The organism is Enterococcus sp. NBRC 3427 (assembly GCF_007996925.1).
Classification (GTDB): domain Bacteria; phylum Bacillota; class Bacilli; order Lactobacillales; family Enterococcaceae; genus Enterococcus_B; species Enterococcus_B lactis.
The window spans coordinates 1-16,779 of record NZ_BJLL01000032.1; the positions used below are offsets into that span (position 1 = coordinate 1).

Consider the following 16,779-nt stretch of genomic DNA (forward strand, 5'->3'; position numbering starts at 1 on the left):
CCCGATACACCAACACAACTGACCCTTTCATCTGCTACGTCAATACATGTTTCTCTCGAATTTTATCTATCCATTTTTATTTTATCGCAATTATCAAGGCTTCTATTCCTATTATTTCTTTTTGAAGAAAAGATAGTTTTTCAATCGTATAAATCGCTAGTTTCGCAAAAAAGGCTGTGACAAAAATAGTCACAACCTTTTGATCTTTTCTTCAATTTTTCACATGTCGGCGATTCAATAAAAAACCGCCTATTATTGTAAAGACAGGAGCAAGGATCGAGAAAAAAGCGAATGGCAAGTAATGCAACGCGCTAACTTTCATCGTCCCCATAATGAATGTGCCGCTAACTCCCCACGGTACAAGAGAATTGACGGTTGCTCCTGAATCTGCTAACGTCCGTGTCAAATAGTTTTTTGATAAGCCAACCTCATCAAAGGAGCGTTTGAATGTTTCTCCTGGAAGAATGATGGACAGGTACTGCTCTCCAACGATCAGATTGACTCCGATACAACTCAAGGCAGTAAACCCGACTAAACGAGAAGGTCGGTCCATCTTTTCTTTTAATTCTTGCACGATGGTCTCAACAATCAAATATTTGATCAATAAACCACCTAATGCCAATGCCAGTAAAATCAAACTGGCTGAACCCAACATACTCATGATCCCGCCTCGAGAAAGCAGTTCATCTAGCTTGGGATCAGGTGTATGCGCGACATAACCATTCATCAAGATGTCTGCTGCTTTTCCAATCGTCAAACTTTTCTCATGGATAAAGGAAAGAACGAGGGCGGCTGTCGATCCTGCTAATAATGTAGGGATAGCTGGGATTTTTTTGATTGCCCCGCCAAATAAAATAACTAACGGAATCAATGTCCAAGGAGAAATCCAAAAGCTTGCTTTCATATTTTGGATCATTTCATTGATACTGGCTAGGTCGGCTGAATGACTGTTATGTCCTAATATCGTATAAAAAAGCAGCGAAAGGACGAATGCCGGAAAATCCGTATAACGCATGCCAGCGATATGTTCGAATAGATTGACTCCGCCGATACCAGCTGCCAAGTTTGTCGTATCTGATAAAGGCGAGCAGTTATTCCCTAAAAATGCACCAGAAACGACCGCTCCTGTAGTCATTGCATCGTTGAATCCAAGCAAATGACCGATTCCCAAAAAAGCAATCCCAATCGTCGAAATCGTCGTAAATGAACTGCCGACTGTCACTCCGACAATTGCACAAACAAGAAATGCTGTCGGTAAAAAGAAACGTACAGAGACAAGTTTGAATCCATAAACCATGATCGTAGGGATGGTTCCAGATAGAATCCAAGAGGCAACCAAGACGCCAATCAAAAGAAAAATCAGGATCGGAATGATCCCCGGAGTGATTCCTTTGATGATTCCGTCATGGATCTCATCCCATGAAAACTTTTTAAATCTGCCATAAAACAACAAACACATGAAAGCTGCAAGGATCGGGATATGTGGCGAGAGTTGGAATCCGATGATCAGTACTCCTAGGAGTGCCAACAACACGATCAATACAGCGATACTTTCTTTTAAAGAAATATTTTTATTCATCGTCGATCTCCTATTTCAAATGAAAAGGCCCTGCCATGAAAAAACTATTCACTTGGCAGGACCTCCTACTAAATCAGCGACAGATCGTCGGCTGAAAGACTTATTTTTTTATTTTTCTTCTAAACTTTTTTCTACCTCAATCCCCCAAGAATCTTTCTTGAAGTGATTGATAATCAATGGAATAACGAACATGACCACTGTGATAGCTGCTACTAATAATGCATCACTCAATGTCGCTGTACCTAATGTAGCAAATACGACAACGATGATAGAGAAGATCAGCATGCAGCTGACTACCCAAGCTAAGCCGTTTCCGTTTTTACCAATTCGGTAAGGACGTTCAAATTCTGGATGTTTCTTACGCATTTTAAGCAATGAAACAGCAATCAAAATGTACACGATACAATAAATAACAGTTGTAGCATTTGTAAGTGTCAAGAACACAGCACTTACGTCATCCATTACACCATAAAGCAAAGCAAATAATGAAATAACGATTGATTGTGTTAGAACGACATTTCTAGATACGCCGTATTTGTTTTCTTTATGGAATCCGAATTTTGGTGGAAGGAATCCTTCACGAGCTACTTGGATGATTGTTTTTGATGGTCCAGTAACCCAAGCTGATAATTGTAAAAGCACACCAATAAATACCATGAAGCTGAAGATATTTCCAATCACTTCTGGTAAGCCTAGGATTTGGCAATCAATCAAGATTGGCTGCGTGATATTTGCTAATTCCATTTTTCCATCTGGTACGACATTGGCAACAAGCATCGCATTGATGACATTCAATAAAACTAATCCGATCAAAGCGATAAATACGCCTTTTGTATAATTTTTTGTTGCGTCTTTCAAACGAGGCATGTAAACAGAACTCATTTCAATCCCAACAAAAATAAATGTGATACCAGCTAAGTATTTCAATGAATCAATATGTTCCAAGTCAGGGAAAGCTTTTGACCATGAAAAGTCACCTAGATAGCCGTTTGAGACTAGTCCGACTTTGAAGGCTGCCAAAACACCTAAAACGAACATGATGACTACTGGGATATATACCCCTAGCCATACACCGATGTTCCCGCCGACTTTTGCCATATCGAATTTCAAGTTCAAGATCGTGATGATCCAGTAGATAACTAAAATACAACCTAAAACGAACCAATGATTATTGCCAAGTTCTACATTACCAAATGTGTTTCCTAACAATGGTCCTAAAGTAGAAGCGACCATTACCATACCTGGGAACATTTGCACCCATAATAGCCATGCAACGACAAATCCCCATTTGCTGCCCAGTGCTGTTTTTACCCATAACTGAGGACCGCCTTCTTGAGGAAGCATCGTTGAAAGCTCACCGGAAACCATTGATATCGGACCGGCAAAAAACAAAACTGCAAAAATTGAATAAAAAATCAATGTCCAACCGACTGCGGCTAACGTAGGAATACTTCGAACCGTTGCACACAGTGCCATTGTCAGACCGATAAAGGTCCCAAGACCCATTTTACTTACTTCAGATTTACTCACCGTTGACACTCTCCTTGATTTTTTGGATAAAATAACGGTGTCTTTGAAGTAGTTTCAGCAATAAACGAAACAATTCAGCGAATATTTGAGGGGATTCTTTGAGTCTATTGCTTGAAGGAGTTCTTCAAAGACAACCTCAAAACAAAGGGATCGAAGAGCTTAGGTCACCCCTTGCTCTTCAGATCCAAACATGCGTCAGAAACAGTTAGCATTCAAGCTGTTTTCTAACATGATTACCTTGCTTATTTTGCTTCGCTTGCCAATAATTGGTCTGCGTAGATTTTTTCCAATTTTTCTTGAAGAGCTGCTTTGATTTTTTCAGCATATTCTTCAAAGTGTTCTTCTTTGTTCATGTATGGTGTCATTACGCTGGCACGCAATACAGTTACTTTTCCGGCACGGTTCCATTCTTCATCTGAGAATCCTAGTTGGTTCACGAATTGCAATGGGCTGTTGCCATAGTCTGGGATAGCAAAGTCAGTATGTGAAGTTAAGAATTCATTACCGTAAATGCTTCCTTTCACGTATGAAGAATAATCGTATACGTCATGGTTCAATTTATTCATCGCAACTAAATCGTCGTTGCCTTTTTCTTTGAATACGTAGTCTACCATGTTGAAATCTGGATAAGTTAATGGATGAACTTCGATTTCTTTGTCACCTACTTTGAATGACAAGTCATTCAAGAAGTTGTAGAAACGATGTGCCCCTTCGATTGATGCACCCATCAATTTACCGTATCCTGTGACATTCAAAGGTAAGACATGATGTGCTGCCCAAACGCTGGCTGCTGTTGCCCCTGCTTTTGAACCTTCCAAGATATACGCTCCAAGTAATGCTGGGATATCTGCACCTTTTTCAAATACATATGTTGCGAAGTAAGAGATAACGTCTCTCATGCGGATATCTTTGATGACGATACCACCGGCAGAATATGGAACATAGCCCATTTTATGTGGGTCGATCGTTACAGATTCTGCTTCTTCGATTGCTTTATATGCACTGTGTACTTCTTCTAAGATATAATCTTTGTTTTCTGTAAAGACGTTGTATTTGTAATGAACATCTTTTAAATCTTCGAATGGAATGAAGTTGTTGTCTTCGTCTAAGAAAATCGCACGGCCATATCCGCCATAAGCAGCATCTACGTGCAAGTAGAAGTAAATACCGTCTTTTTCTAATACGCGACGCAATGCAACGATTTTATCGATACCGTCGATTGCTCCTTCTTCTGTTGATCCTACAACACCGACTACACCTAAGATTGGTGTTTTTTCAGCTGCTAGACCACGAACGATTTTTTCAAGTTCGTTGATGTCCATGCGATAGTTATGGTCAACTGGCACTGGAATTACTTGGTCTAAACCGATACCGATGATGTCGGCAGCTTTTAGCCATGAATAGTGTTTTGTTTGTGGAACCAACCATTTTCCTAATTTTTCTAAATGTTTTCCGCTACGTGCTGAGTGAGCTTTGATTTCGTCGATTTTTTCTGGAACACTGTCTAACAAGTTCATGATTTCTTCTGTTGACAAGTTCATTAATTCCCAATCGCTTTTTCCAGCAACTAGCTCAGGTGTCACTTCTTTCATAGCAAGTGGCAATGATTTGATGTTGCGGGCATACCAAAGTCCTTCTAAGTTTGCTAAAGAACCATCAGCAACGATGTGTCCCCAGCCATCTTTATAGCTCATTAATTTTGCAAATTCCATGCCTACTTCTTCTTCCATTTGGCTTGTTGCAGGAGAAGATTCGTAAGCAACGTTATTACCATTCCATAGCATAGCAAAATTGTACGCTAGTAAAGATGGCATCAATGTTTCAGAGTTCATATGACCCCAGTAGCGTCCGGCATTATGCCAAGGAACGGAATGGGTACGCATCCGCGCTGAAATTTCTGATAGAACATCTTTTGTTTTATTCACAGTGTGTTCAAAACTAGCACTGCTTTTTTCTTCTGGCGTAATGATAGGCATGTCTTGAGGCATGTAGTTTTGACGCCAGCCTAAATGTTCGTCCACCAATTCATTCAACAAAGCTTTATAGATTTGGCCGTTCTCAGCTTTGTCCCCAATGAATAGGGCATTTAGGTTTAGATCTTTCGACAATGATTCACTCATAGTGAAACCCTCCTAAAAAAAATATTTAAATTTTGTCGAGCCCTACATTACACCTGTTCTCCTATTCTGTAAACTAAGCTTTCGACCGTTTTTTAATCGTATTTTAATATGTATCAATTATCCGAATTGTTCACACTTTTGAAATAATTAAAAAAAACGAGGGAATTTACAAAAGTAAATTCCCTCGCAAAGATTGTATTAACGACAACCAGCGTTCTATTTTAGGATGGGTTTCAAAATTGGAATGTTGTAATAGTATTCCCCTTTTTCAAGGCAAAAACTTACTAAATTCTAATCAATTACTTTGGCCAAAAAGTAATTTTTCTTACCTTTTCGAATAACCACAAACTTACCATCGAATTCATCGGATGGATTTATGACAAAATTTAAATCGGTAACGCGGTCACCGTTAATACTTATAGCTCCGTTTGAAACATCTTCCCGTGCCTGACGTTTAGATGGTTCAATTTTTGTGGAAACAAGTAGCTCCACAATATTTTCAGGTGTGCTTGAAATTTCAACGTTCGGCATTTTACCGAATCCTTGCGCGATTTCTTCCGCATTTAGTTCTTTAATATTTCCAGAGAACAATGCTTGTGTTATTTTTTGCGCTTCTTTCAAGTCTTCTTCACTATGCACAAATCTTGTAACTTCTTCTGCCAAACGGCGTTGTGCTTCACGTTTCTCAGGTTCTGTCTCTACTTTTTTCGCTAATTCTTCAATTTCTTCTTGAGATAAGAACGTAAAGAATTTCAAGTATTTCACTACATCACGATCATCTTGATTCAACCAGAATTGGTAGAATTCAAATGGTGAAGTTTTCTTAGGATCAAGCCAAACGGCACCGCCTGCGGTTTTTCCGAATTTCGTTCCGTCCGCTTTCAACATCAATGGAATCGTCAAACCGAACGCTTCTGCTTCTGGTCCTTCTAATTTTCGGATCAGGTCTAAACCAGCTGTGATATTTCCCCATTGGTCTGCTCCACCGATTTGTAGTTGTACATCGTATGTTTTATGCAGATGTAAAAAGTCGATGGATTGCAGGATTTGGTAAGTGAATTCTGTGAATGAAATCCCTACTTCCAAACGGCTGGCAACGATATCTTTTGCTAACATCGTGTTGATGTTGAAGTTTTTACCGTAGTCTCTCAAAAATTCAAGTAAAGAGATTTTTGACAACCAGTCGTAGTTGTTCACAAATGTGATATTTGCGTCTTTACCAAACAATTTTCTCATTTGATTGGAAAGTGCATCCACGTTATGTTGCACTTGTTCCATCGTTTGCAACACACGTTCTGTTTTACGGCCGCTTGGGTCGCCGATCGTTCCTGTTCCGCCGCCAATCAGAATATATGGATGATGGCCTGCCAATTGGAATCTTTTCATCATCATAAATGGGATCAAATGTCCGATATGCATCGAATCACCAGTTGGATCAACGCCGCAATAAAGTGAAATGCTCTTTTCTTCAACGAGCTCGCGAAGTCTTTCTTCGTTTGTTTGCTGATTAATGGCGTCGCGCCAAGTTAATTCATCAATAATATTCATTTTACTGACCTCCGTGTAGTTTTTTATGAAAGCAGGAACCTGCTAGCATGTGTCATTAAGTATTTCTTCGGGATGGAAAATAAAAAAAGTCCCTTGGCATATAGCCAAGGGACGAAATCTCGCGGTACCACCCAATTTGTATGTCTAGATATCCAACATACCTCTCGAACATTTAACGCTGTCGCGTGGCAATCACTGCCAGAGACTCCTGAAATGTAATTCGCTTTAAAGCATGTACTGGTTTGCAGCAACCACCAGCTTTCTGAAACATTGGCTTTAACAACTACTTCGTTTCAATCTTCGTCTTGTTATTATTAATATGTGTCTATCATAGAGCGCAACTTTTTCTTTGTCAACAGAAAAAGGATATTTTTTTTAAATTCCTCATTTTTTCTTTTTTGAATCCGCTCTAATCCCGAACATTTTATTTTTAACTATTGTTAAAAGAAACTATTTTTTCTGTATTTTTTCTGCAATTTATCGAGAAGTCACTTTACTTTTCCTCTTATTCTTTCTTCGTTACAATGAACAATGGGACGAGTAAAAAAATGAAAAAGCAAGGGACGAGGTATATGGAAAAAAAGCAAAAAATTATTTTAGGAGCCACTTCTGCTTTAACTGTCGTTATTTTAATTTTAAGTCTGTTTTTTGTCATCCGGGCATACACAAAAAAAGAACCGATCATTCCTGAAAAAAAAATAACAGAAAAGACAAAAGAGCCAATGGATGATAAGCAACAGCTAGTTACTCAAGCAAAAAATCTGGCACAAAGCTATGATTATGACCAAGCGATTGCTTTATTGGAGAAAAACAGTAAAAACGGATCTGCAGAAACACAGCAGCTTCTTCAAACACTGAAAAAGGAGAAAGAACAACTGATTGACTGGTCTGATCCTACTCAGATCTCTCACGTCTTTTTTCACAGCTTGATCGTGGACCCGCAAAAGGCCTTCCACTCTCAACAGGCGCAAGGATACAAAGACTATATGGTAACTGTTGAAGAATTCAACCGTTCGATCGAACAACTCTATCAAAATGATTTTGTTTTAGTCAATTTGAATGATTTGATCCAAAAAGACGAACAAGGAAATCTTTCCTTTAACGGGCTTGCGCTACCTGAAGGAAAAAAACCATTAGTTCTTTCACAAGATGATGTCAGCTATTATGAATATATGGATAATTCCGGTTTTCCTAGCCGATTAGTCGTATCAAATAACAATGAAATCAAAAATGTTTATAAAGAGAATGATAAGGAAGAAATTGGGGACTTTGACATGGTTCCTCTGATCGATGCTTTTGTCAAGAAACATCCTGATTTTTCTTATCGAGGCGCAAAAGGCACCTTGGCCCTGACAGGTTACAACGGTGTTTTAGGTTATCGAACATCCAAGTCTCAATACGGAGATAACGAGAAAACAAAAAAAGAGATCGAAGAAGCTAAAAAAGTGGCTGATCAGTTGAAGAAAGATGGCTGGAGCTTTGCTTCCCATACCTGGGGACACTTGAATATGACTCAAGCTTCATTAGAGGATGTCAAAAAAGACAATGAATTATGGCAGCAAGAAGTTGCACCTATCCTAGGAAAAACAAATATCCTGATTTATCCATTTGGTGCAGATATTAGCGACTGGCAGCCTTATTCAGCAGAAAATCAAAAATTTGCTTACTTAAAGAGTCAAGGTTTCGATATTTTCTGCAATGTAGATGCTTCTACTCCCGCTTGGGGACAATTAGGTACGGATTTCTATCGAAATGCTCGAATCAATATCGATGGCATTCGGTTCCAATCAGATTTAGACGGACAAAACCCTATTCTTGATCCATTCATCAACGTTCATGATGTCTACGACAAAGAAGCACGCGAATCCGCTTGATTTTACATCATTTATAAACCAAAAAAGCCGAACTGACATTTTATCGTCAGTTTTGGCTTTTTTATGCTTTATTTCTTCTTCGGCGCGATTCCCTTGATCAGGACTTCTGTCCATTCTGCTGTATATGGAAGCAGTTTTGCGTATATCTCCGGCTTAGAAATTCCTTCTACCATTGCTTGAAAATAGAGGATCAAGAACTCATCCGAATATTTCAAATCCACTTTTCCTTCTTTACGCCCTCGATGGAAAAGATCAAGCATGATACTGAAACTTTCTTGCGTATACGCATCCATCGCGTCAGAAAATTCTTTTTTTTCTTTTTTTGTATAGTATGTCATCAAATCGATATAAAATTGTTTGTTCACTCGATTGAGATAACGGATTTTGTTTTCACTCATGGCAATCAGTGTTTCTTCAAATGGAAGATTTTCTGCAATCAACGCTTTCGCTTCTTGCCCTAAATCATTCATAAATGTAAAAAATACTTCATAAATCAGCCCTTCCTTGCTGCCAAAATATTTAAAAATAGTCGCTTTACTTACCTGAGCGCTCTCAGCTACCTTATCCATCGTCACTCCAGCGGTTCCTATGTCTGTGTTCATCAAGTCAAAAGCTGCTTGTAAAATCTCTTTCTTTTTCTCTTGTGCTCTCTTTTCAAAACCGTTCATTTGTAGAGCCTCCCGTAATTTTAAACTTTTATAATATCTATAGTTCAAATTTATTCTGAGGTTTATTATAACTATCTATTGAGAAAGTATCAAGCCAGCAATTCCTTGTTTATGAATTCATTGACAGAAATTTATAAAAAGAATATTATGTACTAAAATAATAAAAAAAGTTTTACAAAAAGGTATAAAAGCATTTTATTAAACTGTTTAATCTTATTTAGTATATATTTTCAGAAAAAGGAGTGGGGTTTTTATGGCAGAAATCGTCAAAGTCACACATTTGAAAAAGAGCTTTGGTCGTTTCGAAGCTTTAAAAGACGTCTCTTTCACCGTACATTCAGGTGAAGTCGTTGGATTTATCGGACCAAATGGTTCTGGAAAATCCACGACGATTCGGACACTTTTAGGGATTATAAAAAAAGACGGCGGAACGGCAACAATTTTTGGTCAAGATGTATGGGAAGATAGTTTATCTATCCATGAACGTCTTTCTTATGTTCCAGGTGACATCTCTTTATGGGGAAATTTGACTGGAGGAGCGATCATCGATCTCTTCATGAAGCTTCATGGAAAAGGGAACGCTCAAAAAAAGGACGAACTGATTCAACGTTTCTCTCTTGATCCTAAGAAAAAAGCAAAAAACTATTCAAAAGGAAATCGTCAAAAAGTAGGCTTGATTGCTGCTTTAGCTGTTGATTCGGATCTCTATTTATTTGATGAGCCTACTTCTGGTTTAGATCCCTTGATGGAAACTATTTTTCAAGAAGAAGTTGAAAAACTGAAAGAACAGGGCAAATCCATCTTGCTTTCTTCTCATATTCTCAGTGAAGTCGAACGGCTGGCAGATAAAGTCGTGATCATCCGCGAGGGAACAGTCGTAGAAGAAGGAACACTCGATGAATTACGTCATTTGACCCGCTCGACCATTACTATAGAAACAGAAGGAGATAACAGCCACTTAGCACAATTGAACGGTGTCCATGATTTTGTGCAAAAAGACCACCTTGCTCAATTTGCTGCTGACAACGAAGCTTTCGATGTGATTTTAGCTGAAACTTCCAAATTAGGTGTGAAAAAATTTGAATCTATTCCACCGACTCTTGAAGATTTATTCATGAGGCACTATGAAGGATGAGGAGGAATCGAAATGACTGATAAATTTTCACGCTGGTCCACCCTTTTTTCTCAAAACCTTAGCCGTGACTGGAAAAAGATCCTGATATGGCTAGTCGGTGTCACTGCTTTTTCTGGTGGTTTTGTCCCTGCGTTTGAAGAATTGACTTCAGGACAAGGATTAGCTGGATTATACGAAACCTTGCAAAACCCGGCAATGATTGCAATGGTCGGACCAACTCCAGCTTCGAATGCTGCTGAATATACTTTAGGAGCGATGTATGCAAATGAAATGTTGCTTTTTTGCAGTTTGTTTGCTGCTGTTATCTCTGTTTTGCATGTGGTGAGCCAAACGAGAAAAAAAGAAGAACTTGGTCTGATTGAACTTATTCGTTCCTTTCGAGTCGGACGTCAAGCAAACTCTTTAGCTGTCATCGCTGAAAGTATTCTGATCAATTTGCTTTTAGCAATATCAATCAGCTGTACGATGATTTTTTTTCAAGCAGATTCAATCACTGCAGAAGGTGCTTGGCTTTTTGGGCTATCTGTAGGTAGTATGGGGATTTTGGGGAGTGCCGTTGCACTGTTTGCTGCACAACTGATGCCAAGTTCAACCAGTTCGAATGGTCTGTCTTTAGCGTTTTTAGGTGGACTTTACCTTCTACGAGCAATAACAGATGTAGCTGATTCCTCCCTTTCGATGTGGAATCCTTTAGGCTGGTCTTATTTGACCTATCCATTTACAACTAACAACTGGATTCCTTTGCTTTATTTGTTTTTGTTCAGTCTAATCTTGATAATCAGTTCATTTGTTTTAGAGGAACATCGAGACTTGAACACCGGCTATATCCCCGAACGTGAAGGAAAACCGTATGCTAAACGTTCTCTTTTATCCTTGCGTGGTTTATTATTTTATCTAAATAAAGGGATGACAATCAGTTGGCTTATCACTTTTGGTTTGATGGGGGCGGCATACGGCTCTATCTACGGGAATATGCAACAGTTTTTAGAAAGTAACGACTTAATGAAACAGATGTTTATCCAATCTGGCGTCTCAATTGAAAAAAACTTTACAAGCACGATCATGGTCGTCTTGATTTGTCTAGCTGCTATTTTACCAATTGCTAGCATCAATCGTTTATTTACAGAAGAAACCCACGGACGTATGAATCAGCTGTTCGCGACAAAAATTTCTAGGAACCAACTTTATTGGACAAGTCTGTTACTAGCGATCCTGTTTTCTATATTGTCGATTCTGATTAGTTCTGGTGCGCTAGGACTTTCTGCTTTGGCATCGATGAAGGATGCGAAAGATATGGATCTATTGCTGTTTCTTAAAGCCGGATTCAACTTTCTGCCTGCTGTTTTAGTGTTTATCGGGGTGAGTGGCTTTCTATTCGGCTGGCTTCCTCGAATGGGTAAATTTGCTTACATCTACTTAGCTTACTCCTTTGCGCTCAATTACTTTGGCGGGATTTTGGATTTACCAGAATGGTTCTCCAAAACAGCGGTCCCTAGCTGGGTACCACGGATGCCAAACGATTCTTTCGATCTTTCCGTATTCCTTACGTTATCCTGTATCAGCCTTGCACTGATCGTCCTTGGTGCTATCGGTTATAGGAGAAGAGATTTAGTGGAAGGATAACAAAAAAAGAGCATGTTCAATTTCATGCTAGCCTCCAAATTGGGATCAAAAATCCAACATTTGGAGGTCATTTTTGTATTTACAAGTCTTCTAACTGCTCTTTATCAATGATCCAGACTTCCCGATTCTCTCTTTTTACATAACCATTCTCCTCTAATAATTTAAATTTTCTAGATAAAGTTTCGGGGGTCGTACCGATAAATGCAGCAAGTTCTTTCATTTTCATTGGCAGGAAAAAGTGATTCTTCCCTGTCGCTTTAGCTAAATCAAGCAGATAGACAGCGACTCGTTCTTCTACTTTTTCCATCATCAAAAAAGTTGTCTGCTGCTGTACTTTTGTTAATTTCTCAGCGTTGATTGCTAAAAGTTTCAGACTAAGGGCGGGATAATGCAGTAAGAGTTCCGAGAAATCTTTTTGTCTCAATACGCAAATTTCCGTTTTTTCTAGTGCTTCGCCAAATAAAGACTCATTTGGAACGCCTAGCAACTGGCTCTCTCCCTCATATCCGCCCGGCTCTACTACTCGTAAAAGCTGTTCCTTTCCGCTAGCAGATAATTGATACACTTTCATACTGCCGGAAGCCACGATCACTAATTGAGACTCTCCATTCGGCGCAAGAATCTGTTCTCCTTTTTCCACTTTTCTGTGTGTCACTAACGAGTGGATTTTTTGCTGATCTTCTATCTCGAGATGATTGAATAACGGAACGAGTGAAACACACAATCCTTCATGTCTCATAGCAGATTCCTCCTTTGGATTTCTTACTTGTTTGTTATTCTACTTGTTCTTTTAACTTAGGTAATTGATTTGTATCAAGATTTTTCTTTTTGTGCGATAAGTAAGCAGACACATGTCGTTTATGACCACGATCAGAATACTCATTTCATGGAAAAGCATACCGCTTGCCACCTCGGCCACCAGGATCAGACTCTCGATAATAATGGTAATGAGTGCTTTATGTCCTAAAATCATTTTTTGATACTATCATAAGTAAAATTGAAAATTGCCTCTTATGTCAAATAGGAGCTGTGACAAACGCCTTGTCGCAACTCCTATTTTTTGAATAAACGGAGTTCTCCTGCCAACTTCTCGGGTACAAGTCACGATATTCATCAAACATGAGAAGCTGTTTTTTGAAATTGTTCCTTGTGACTCAGAGTTAAACGGCAAGTTCACAACCTCTGATTCACGGTGTTCAAAAACTTACTAACATTCGGCTTTTTTTACTAAATGCCGCTGTTACTTGTTTGCCGAAACGACCCTTTACTGCTTTTTCCAATCCAGTCGTTGCAGAGGATACCGCTTTTTTTGCCGTGCTTGCTTCCACCTCTGCGGCTTGTTTCGCCTTTTTGCATTTCGTGACTTTGTCTTGAGTCATCGCAATCCCTAAAGCTCTTGCTGAGATTTTTTGTATCTCTTTCTGGTAGTCTTCCCAAATTTTTTCCTCTAGAACGATCACTTATTATCTCCTTTCCTGTTACTTTTTGTTTAATCGTTGCAGATCAGCACGATAACGGCGTTCGACTTCATCTTGCTGATCATAGATTTTTTTTCGTTTCTGCATCAATTCATGAGAGAACCTCTCTTCTAAACGTCTGAGTTCTTTTTGTGCAAAATACAAAGAATCCTTCGGGCATTCAAAGGAACGTACCGAAAAACGTATATTGGAATAAGTCGTTTCTGCCATCTGCTGCATGTTCTTTTGCATCTGTCTGAGCTGATCTTCCTGATCTTCTAGCTGCAGTCGTTCTTTTCGATATGTTTCATGAATCTGGTTTTCTTTTTCCATCTCACTACTCCTTGTTTTAAAATAATTGTCGTGCCAAGTCCCGATCACGCTGGACCAGTTCATTGATTTTCGCTTCGATCTCTTTTGCCAAGGTAGAGAATTCTGCTGAAAGCTGCTTGATTTTGAAGATCTTTTCCCGGAATTCCTGCGTAGGTTCATCAACGATCGTCTGCTTTGTACAACCGACTTCTCGCAGAGCATCGAGCATTTCGTTCTGAGACAAAAGGGGTGTCTGTCTGCGGACCATCGCAAGACCATCTGCCCACAGCTGTTCCAAATCACGAATCCCACGCTGGTAAATGACTAGCACTTGTTCCATCGCTTGATTGAAGACGGAAGCCGCGTGTTTCACGATCATCAGCGCCTGCTGGTCGTCTAAATAGATCTGTTCATTGGTCGACAGACCGCCGCTGCTCGCTGTGAATCTTTTCCGCCAAGTCACTAGCTTGGAGAAAGCACTGATTTGTAGCTGGAGCCACTTGTTTTCTTCTTTCAGTTGACTGATCCGATTTTTTTCCCATTGATTTTTTTCGCCATATGTCTCCATTTGACGGATCATAGCTTTGTTTTTGATGATTTGCTGGGCGAGTAAGGTCTGTTCGAGGGCGATTCCTCCATGTTGGTCGGAATAGATGACGATATCGCCATATTTATCGATGTAATTCCCGTTTTTGTCGAGACTGAACTGATTTAGATCGTGTCCATAGTTTTTCCAGCCGGCGTTGTCGATTTCGAAACTGTGAAATGGCAGTTGCCCTTTCCCGCCAGTCAGCCAGCCGCTGGTCACAATGTCTGATGTGTCATACAGATTGATGATCTGCCCTTCATAATTCTTGAGCTGTTTCTCACTCAGGCCTGGGCCTGCCGCTGCATATGTAAATCCGTGATAGCCTTTTAAAACAGCGACATAGATCGCCTGTGCTCCACCTAAGGAATGACCGGTCGTGGAAATGGTGTAGCCGGCTTTGACAGAATAGGTCTTTTCGATTGCATCGGCATACGCTAAAGCCGACTGGAAGGCGCCGTTGTCGTGTTTGTCCTCGAAGCCGACTTCTCGGATGTTCGTTTTCCAGTCCTGCCAACTTTTGGTACCTGCGTAGGCGATAGTCAGGTCTTTTTTGATGACGGATTTGGGATAGCCCTCAACTTTTTTCAGTTTATCTTTTACATACATTTTATATTCATCTTTGATTTCAGCCACGACCATGGCCTGCATACCGTTTTTCTTTGGTGTTTTTTCTTTTCCGATCGTATGTTTGTCGGTATCAGTGATATCAATAACAAGATATTTATCCTCAACGATTTTTTCGTTGACTTTTACTTTCCCTGTTTCAACGCCATATACTGCTTTAGAGAATTCTTTGTTTTGGTCCATCACTTGACTCCCTTTTCATAATAGATAATGTTTTCTTCAGGCATTTTTTCATCTGTCGAAGAATTTTTTTTAGTTAGTACATATGAATTCCTAGTATTCCCAGTGTTGAAGGAATACAGCCACCTATTTGTTTCGGCTGATCTCGTATCTAGCGTCGTTTCATCTGGGTAAACATCATTGATGATAAATCCAACTACCAACCCTTTCATCGGTCCTACAGAGAAACCTGTAAATTCTATTTTTTTAATTTTTGAATATTCTCTTATCTCTAAGCTTTTATCTAAGTATTCCTGAGTACTTAAGTCACCTTTCCCTCCATTGTATGCTTTGTCTAATTCTTCTGATTGTTCAGGATTTTCTCTAAAAATCTCATAATAATTATACAAATAATTTGCCAGATCGGTTTGGATGGTACGCAGTTCTTCATTATCTTTTTCTCTTCTATCCATCAATATTTTCCCTCCTATACTCAGTGCAATGATGACTATGACTCCTCTGAAAATGATTTTTTTCATGCTTGCTCCTTCTTACTTCTCTTCGTAAAGAAAACGCTTTAAATGGATTTTACCATAGGCTTATCAGTGAAAAAAGAAGCCTTTTTCTTACTTTTCCTTGTTTGATAACGAAATGAATATTTTTTCATTTTTTCTGTTATGTAAATCGAAACACATATACAAAAGAATGAGCGGGACGCAAGTGATTGTTGTTTTTTAGAGTTCGTTAACTGTTATGTCTTTAGATTTTATTAAATTTTTCATAGCTTGGTTGGAATCTCAACCATGGCCTGCATACCGTTTTTTTTTGTGTTTTTTCGTTTCCAATCGTATGTTTGTCGGTGTTTACCGTATCAAGAATTAAATATTCATTGCTTTTCCCCGTTCTATCACCATTTTTAATTTTTCCTACTTCTACTTGATAAACTGTTTCTGAAAAAATTCGATTCTGATCCATCAGTCGATCCCCCCATCATAGAATGTGACGATATTCATGGGTATGCTCATATTGGTCTCTTGATCTTTTCTACTGAGATAATGATCTTGCCCCTGTTTTTCTATACCACTATCAATCCTATAGATCCACTGACCTGTTTCTGCAGACTTTACTCCTAATGTCGCAGTGTGAGAAAGCAGGTCATTGATTTCGAAATGTACCTCTAAAGATTTCATAGGGGTTACAGAGAAACCTGTAAATTCTATTTTTTCGATGTTGAAATATTGCCTAGCATTTTTTAAACTCTCTAAGTATTCGTCATCTGTTATTGTTCCAGTACCACCATTGTATTTCTTATCTGCTTCATTGATTTTGTCCTTATCTTTTGTATAAATCTCATAATGATTATACAAATAATCGGCCAAATCGGTTTGGATGGTACGCAGTTCTTCGTTGTCTTTTTCTCTTTTATCCATCAATATTTTCCCTCCTATACTCAGTGCAATGACAACTATGAGTCCTCTGAAAATGATTTTTTTCATGCTTGCTCCTTCTTACTTCTCTTCGCAAAGAAAACGCTTTAAATGGATTTTACCATAGACCTATC

At 39.0% G+C, this 16,779-nt stretch carries 14 protein-coding genes, 1 pseudogene and 1 other annotated feature; of the genes and pseudogenes, 3 read left to right on the forward strand and 12 right to left on the reverse strand.

Going from position 1 to position 16,779, the window contains the following annotated elements:
* Window positions 1–211: 211 nt before the first annotated feature.
* From nhaC to tyrS, 4 genes are all read right to left on the reverse strand, one after another.
* On the reverse strand, window positions 212–1,579 hold the full coding sequence (gene nhaC / locus ESP02_RS08195; RefSeq protein ID WP_002292602.1) for a Na+/H+ antiporter NhaC: 1,368 nt from the start codon (window positions 1,577–1,579) through the stop codon (window positions 212–214).
* Window positions 1,580–1,687: 108 nt separating this feature from the next.
* A complete protein-coding gene (gene tyrP, locus ESP02_RS08200; protein ID WP_002316652.1) occupies window positions 1,688–3,085 on the reverse strand; it encodes a tyrosine-tyramine antiporter in 1,398 nt (465 codons plus the stop codon).
* Window positions 3,086–3,351: 266 nt separating this feature from the next.
* Window positions 3,352–5,229, reverse strand: a complete 1,878-nt coding sequence (gene tdc / locus ESP02_RS08205; protein ID WP_002286400.1) for a tyrosine decarboxylase — start codon at window positions 5,227–5,229, stop codon at window positions 3,352–3,354.
* A gap of 291 nt (window positions 5,230–5,520) precedes the next feature.
* On the reverse strand, window positions 5,521–6,777 hold the full coding sequence (gene tyrS / locus ESP02_RS08210; RefSeq protein WP_002315946.1) for a tyrosine--tRNA ligase: 1,257 nt from the start codon (window positions 6,775–6,777) through the stop codon (window positions 5,521–5,523).
* 104 nt (window positions 6,778–6,881) lie between these two features.
* Window positions 6,882–7,087: a binding site (T-box leader), on the reverse strand.
* 262 nt (window positions 7,088–7,349) lie between these two features.
* Between tyrS and ESP02_RS08215 the strand changes: the two genes are divergently transcribed.
* Window positions 7,350–8,651 (forward strand): polysaccharide deacetylase family protein, encoded by a 1,302-nt coding sequence (locus tag ESP02_RS08215; RefSeq protein ID WP_010731891.1) that lies wholly within the window; start codon window positions 7,350–7,352, stop codon window positions 8,649–8,651.
* Between the two features lie 68 nt (window positions 8,652–8,719).
* On the opposite strand, the gene ESP02_RS08220 is transcribed toward ESP02_RS08215, so the two are convergent.
* Complete coding sequence (locus ESP02_RS08220) at window positions 8,720–9,319, reverse strand: TetR/AcrR family transcriptional regulator (protein WP_002292597.1); 600 nt, start codon at window positions 9,317–9,319, stop codon at window positions 8,720–8,722.
* Window positions 9,320–9,572: 253 nt separating this feature from the next.
* Here ESP02_RS08220 and ESP02_RS08225 point away from each other — a divergent pair, with 253 nt between their 5' ends.
* Together ESP02_RS08225 and ESP02_RS08230 are read left to right on the forward strand one after the other, a co-directional pair.
* Window positions 9,573–10,454 carry an ABC transporter ATP-binding protein gene (locus ESP02_RS08225; RefSeq protein ID WP_002373557.1) on the forward strand — a complete coding sequence of 294 codons (882 nt, stop codon included), beginning with the start codon at window positions 9,573–9,575 and terminating at the stop codon, window positions 10,452–10,454.
* 12 nt (window positions 10,455–10,466) lie between these two features.
* A complete protein-coding gene (locus tag ESP02_RS08230; protein ID WP_002373558.1) occupies window positions 10,467–12,077 on the forward strand; it encodes an ABC transporter permease in 1,611 nt (536 codons plus the stop codon).
* Window positions 12,078–12,156: 79 nt separating this feature from the next.
* Here ESP02_RS08230 and ESP02_RS08235 read toward each other — a convergent pair whose 3' ends face one another.
* The 7 genes and pseudogenes from ESP02_RS08235 to ESP02_RS08265 form a co-directional block, all read right to left on the reverse strand.
* Complete coding sequence (locus ESP02_RS08235; RefSeq protein ID WP_002292592.1) at window positions 12,157–12,816, reverse strand: Crp/Fnr family transcriptional regulator; 660 nt, start codon at window positions 12,814–12,816, stop codon at window positions 12,157–12,159.
* 457 nt (window positions 12,817–13,273) lie between these two features.
* The gene (locus ESP02_RS08245; RefSeq protein ID WP_002373562.1) at window positions 13,274–13,537 is read right to left on the reverse strand and encodes a hypothetical protein; all 264 of its coding nucleotides are present in this window, start codon (window positions 13,535–13,537) and stop codon (window positions 13,274–13,276) included.
* 18 nt (window positions 13,538–13,555) lie between these two features.
* Entirely contained in the window at window positions 13,556–13,867 is a 312-nt protein-coding gene (locus ESP02_RS13330) for a hypothetical protein (protein ID WP_002373564.1), read from the reverse strand.
* Between the two features lie 16 nt (window positions 13,868–13,883).
* Window positions 13,884–15,242: a DUF2974 domain-containing protein gene (locus tag ESP02_RS08250; protein ID WP_038398409.1), complete on the reverse strand. Its 1,359-nt coding sequence runs from the start codon at window positions 15,240–15,242 to the stop codon at window positions 13,884–13,886.
* Complete coding sequence (locus tag ESP02_RS08255; RefSeq protein ID WP_002373567.1) at window positions 15,242–15,757, reverse strand: hypothetical protein; 516 nt, start codon at window positions 15,755–15,757, stop codon at window positions 15,242–15,244. The genes ESP02_RS08250 and ESP02_RS08255 overlap by 1 nt, the downstream gene beginning before the upstream one ends.
* A 260-nt stretch (window positions 15,758–16,017) precedes the next feature.
* Window positions 16,018–16,193: pseudogene (locus ESP02_RS08260) on the reverse strand (DUF2974 domain-containing protein); the annotation flags it as partial.
* Window positions 16,193–16,714 (reverse strand): hypothetical protein, encoded by a 522-nt coding sequence (locus ESP02_RS08265; RefSeq protein WP_038398408.1) that lies wholly within the window; start codon window positions 16,712–16,714, stop codon window positions 16,193–16,195. The gene ESP02_RS08265 and the pseudogene ESP02_RS08260, both read right to left, overlap by 1 nt.
* Between the last annotated feature and the right edge of the window lie 65 nt (window positions 16,715–16,779).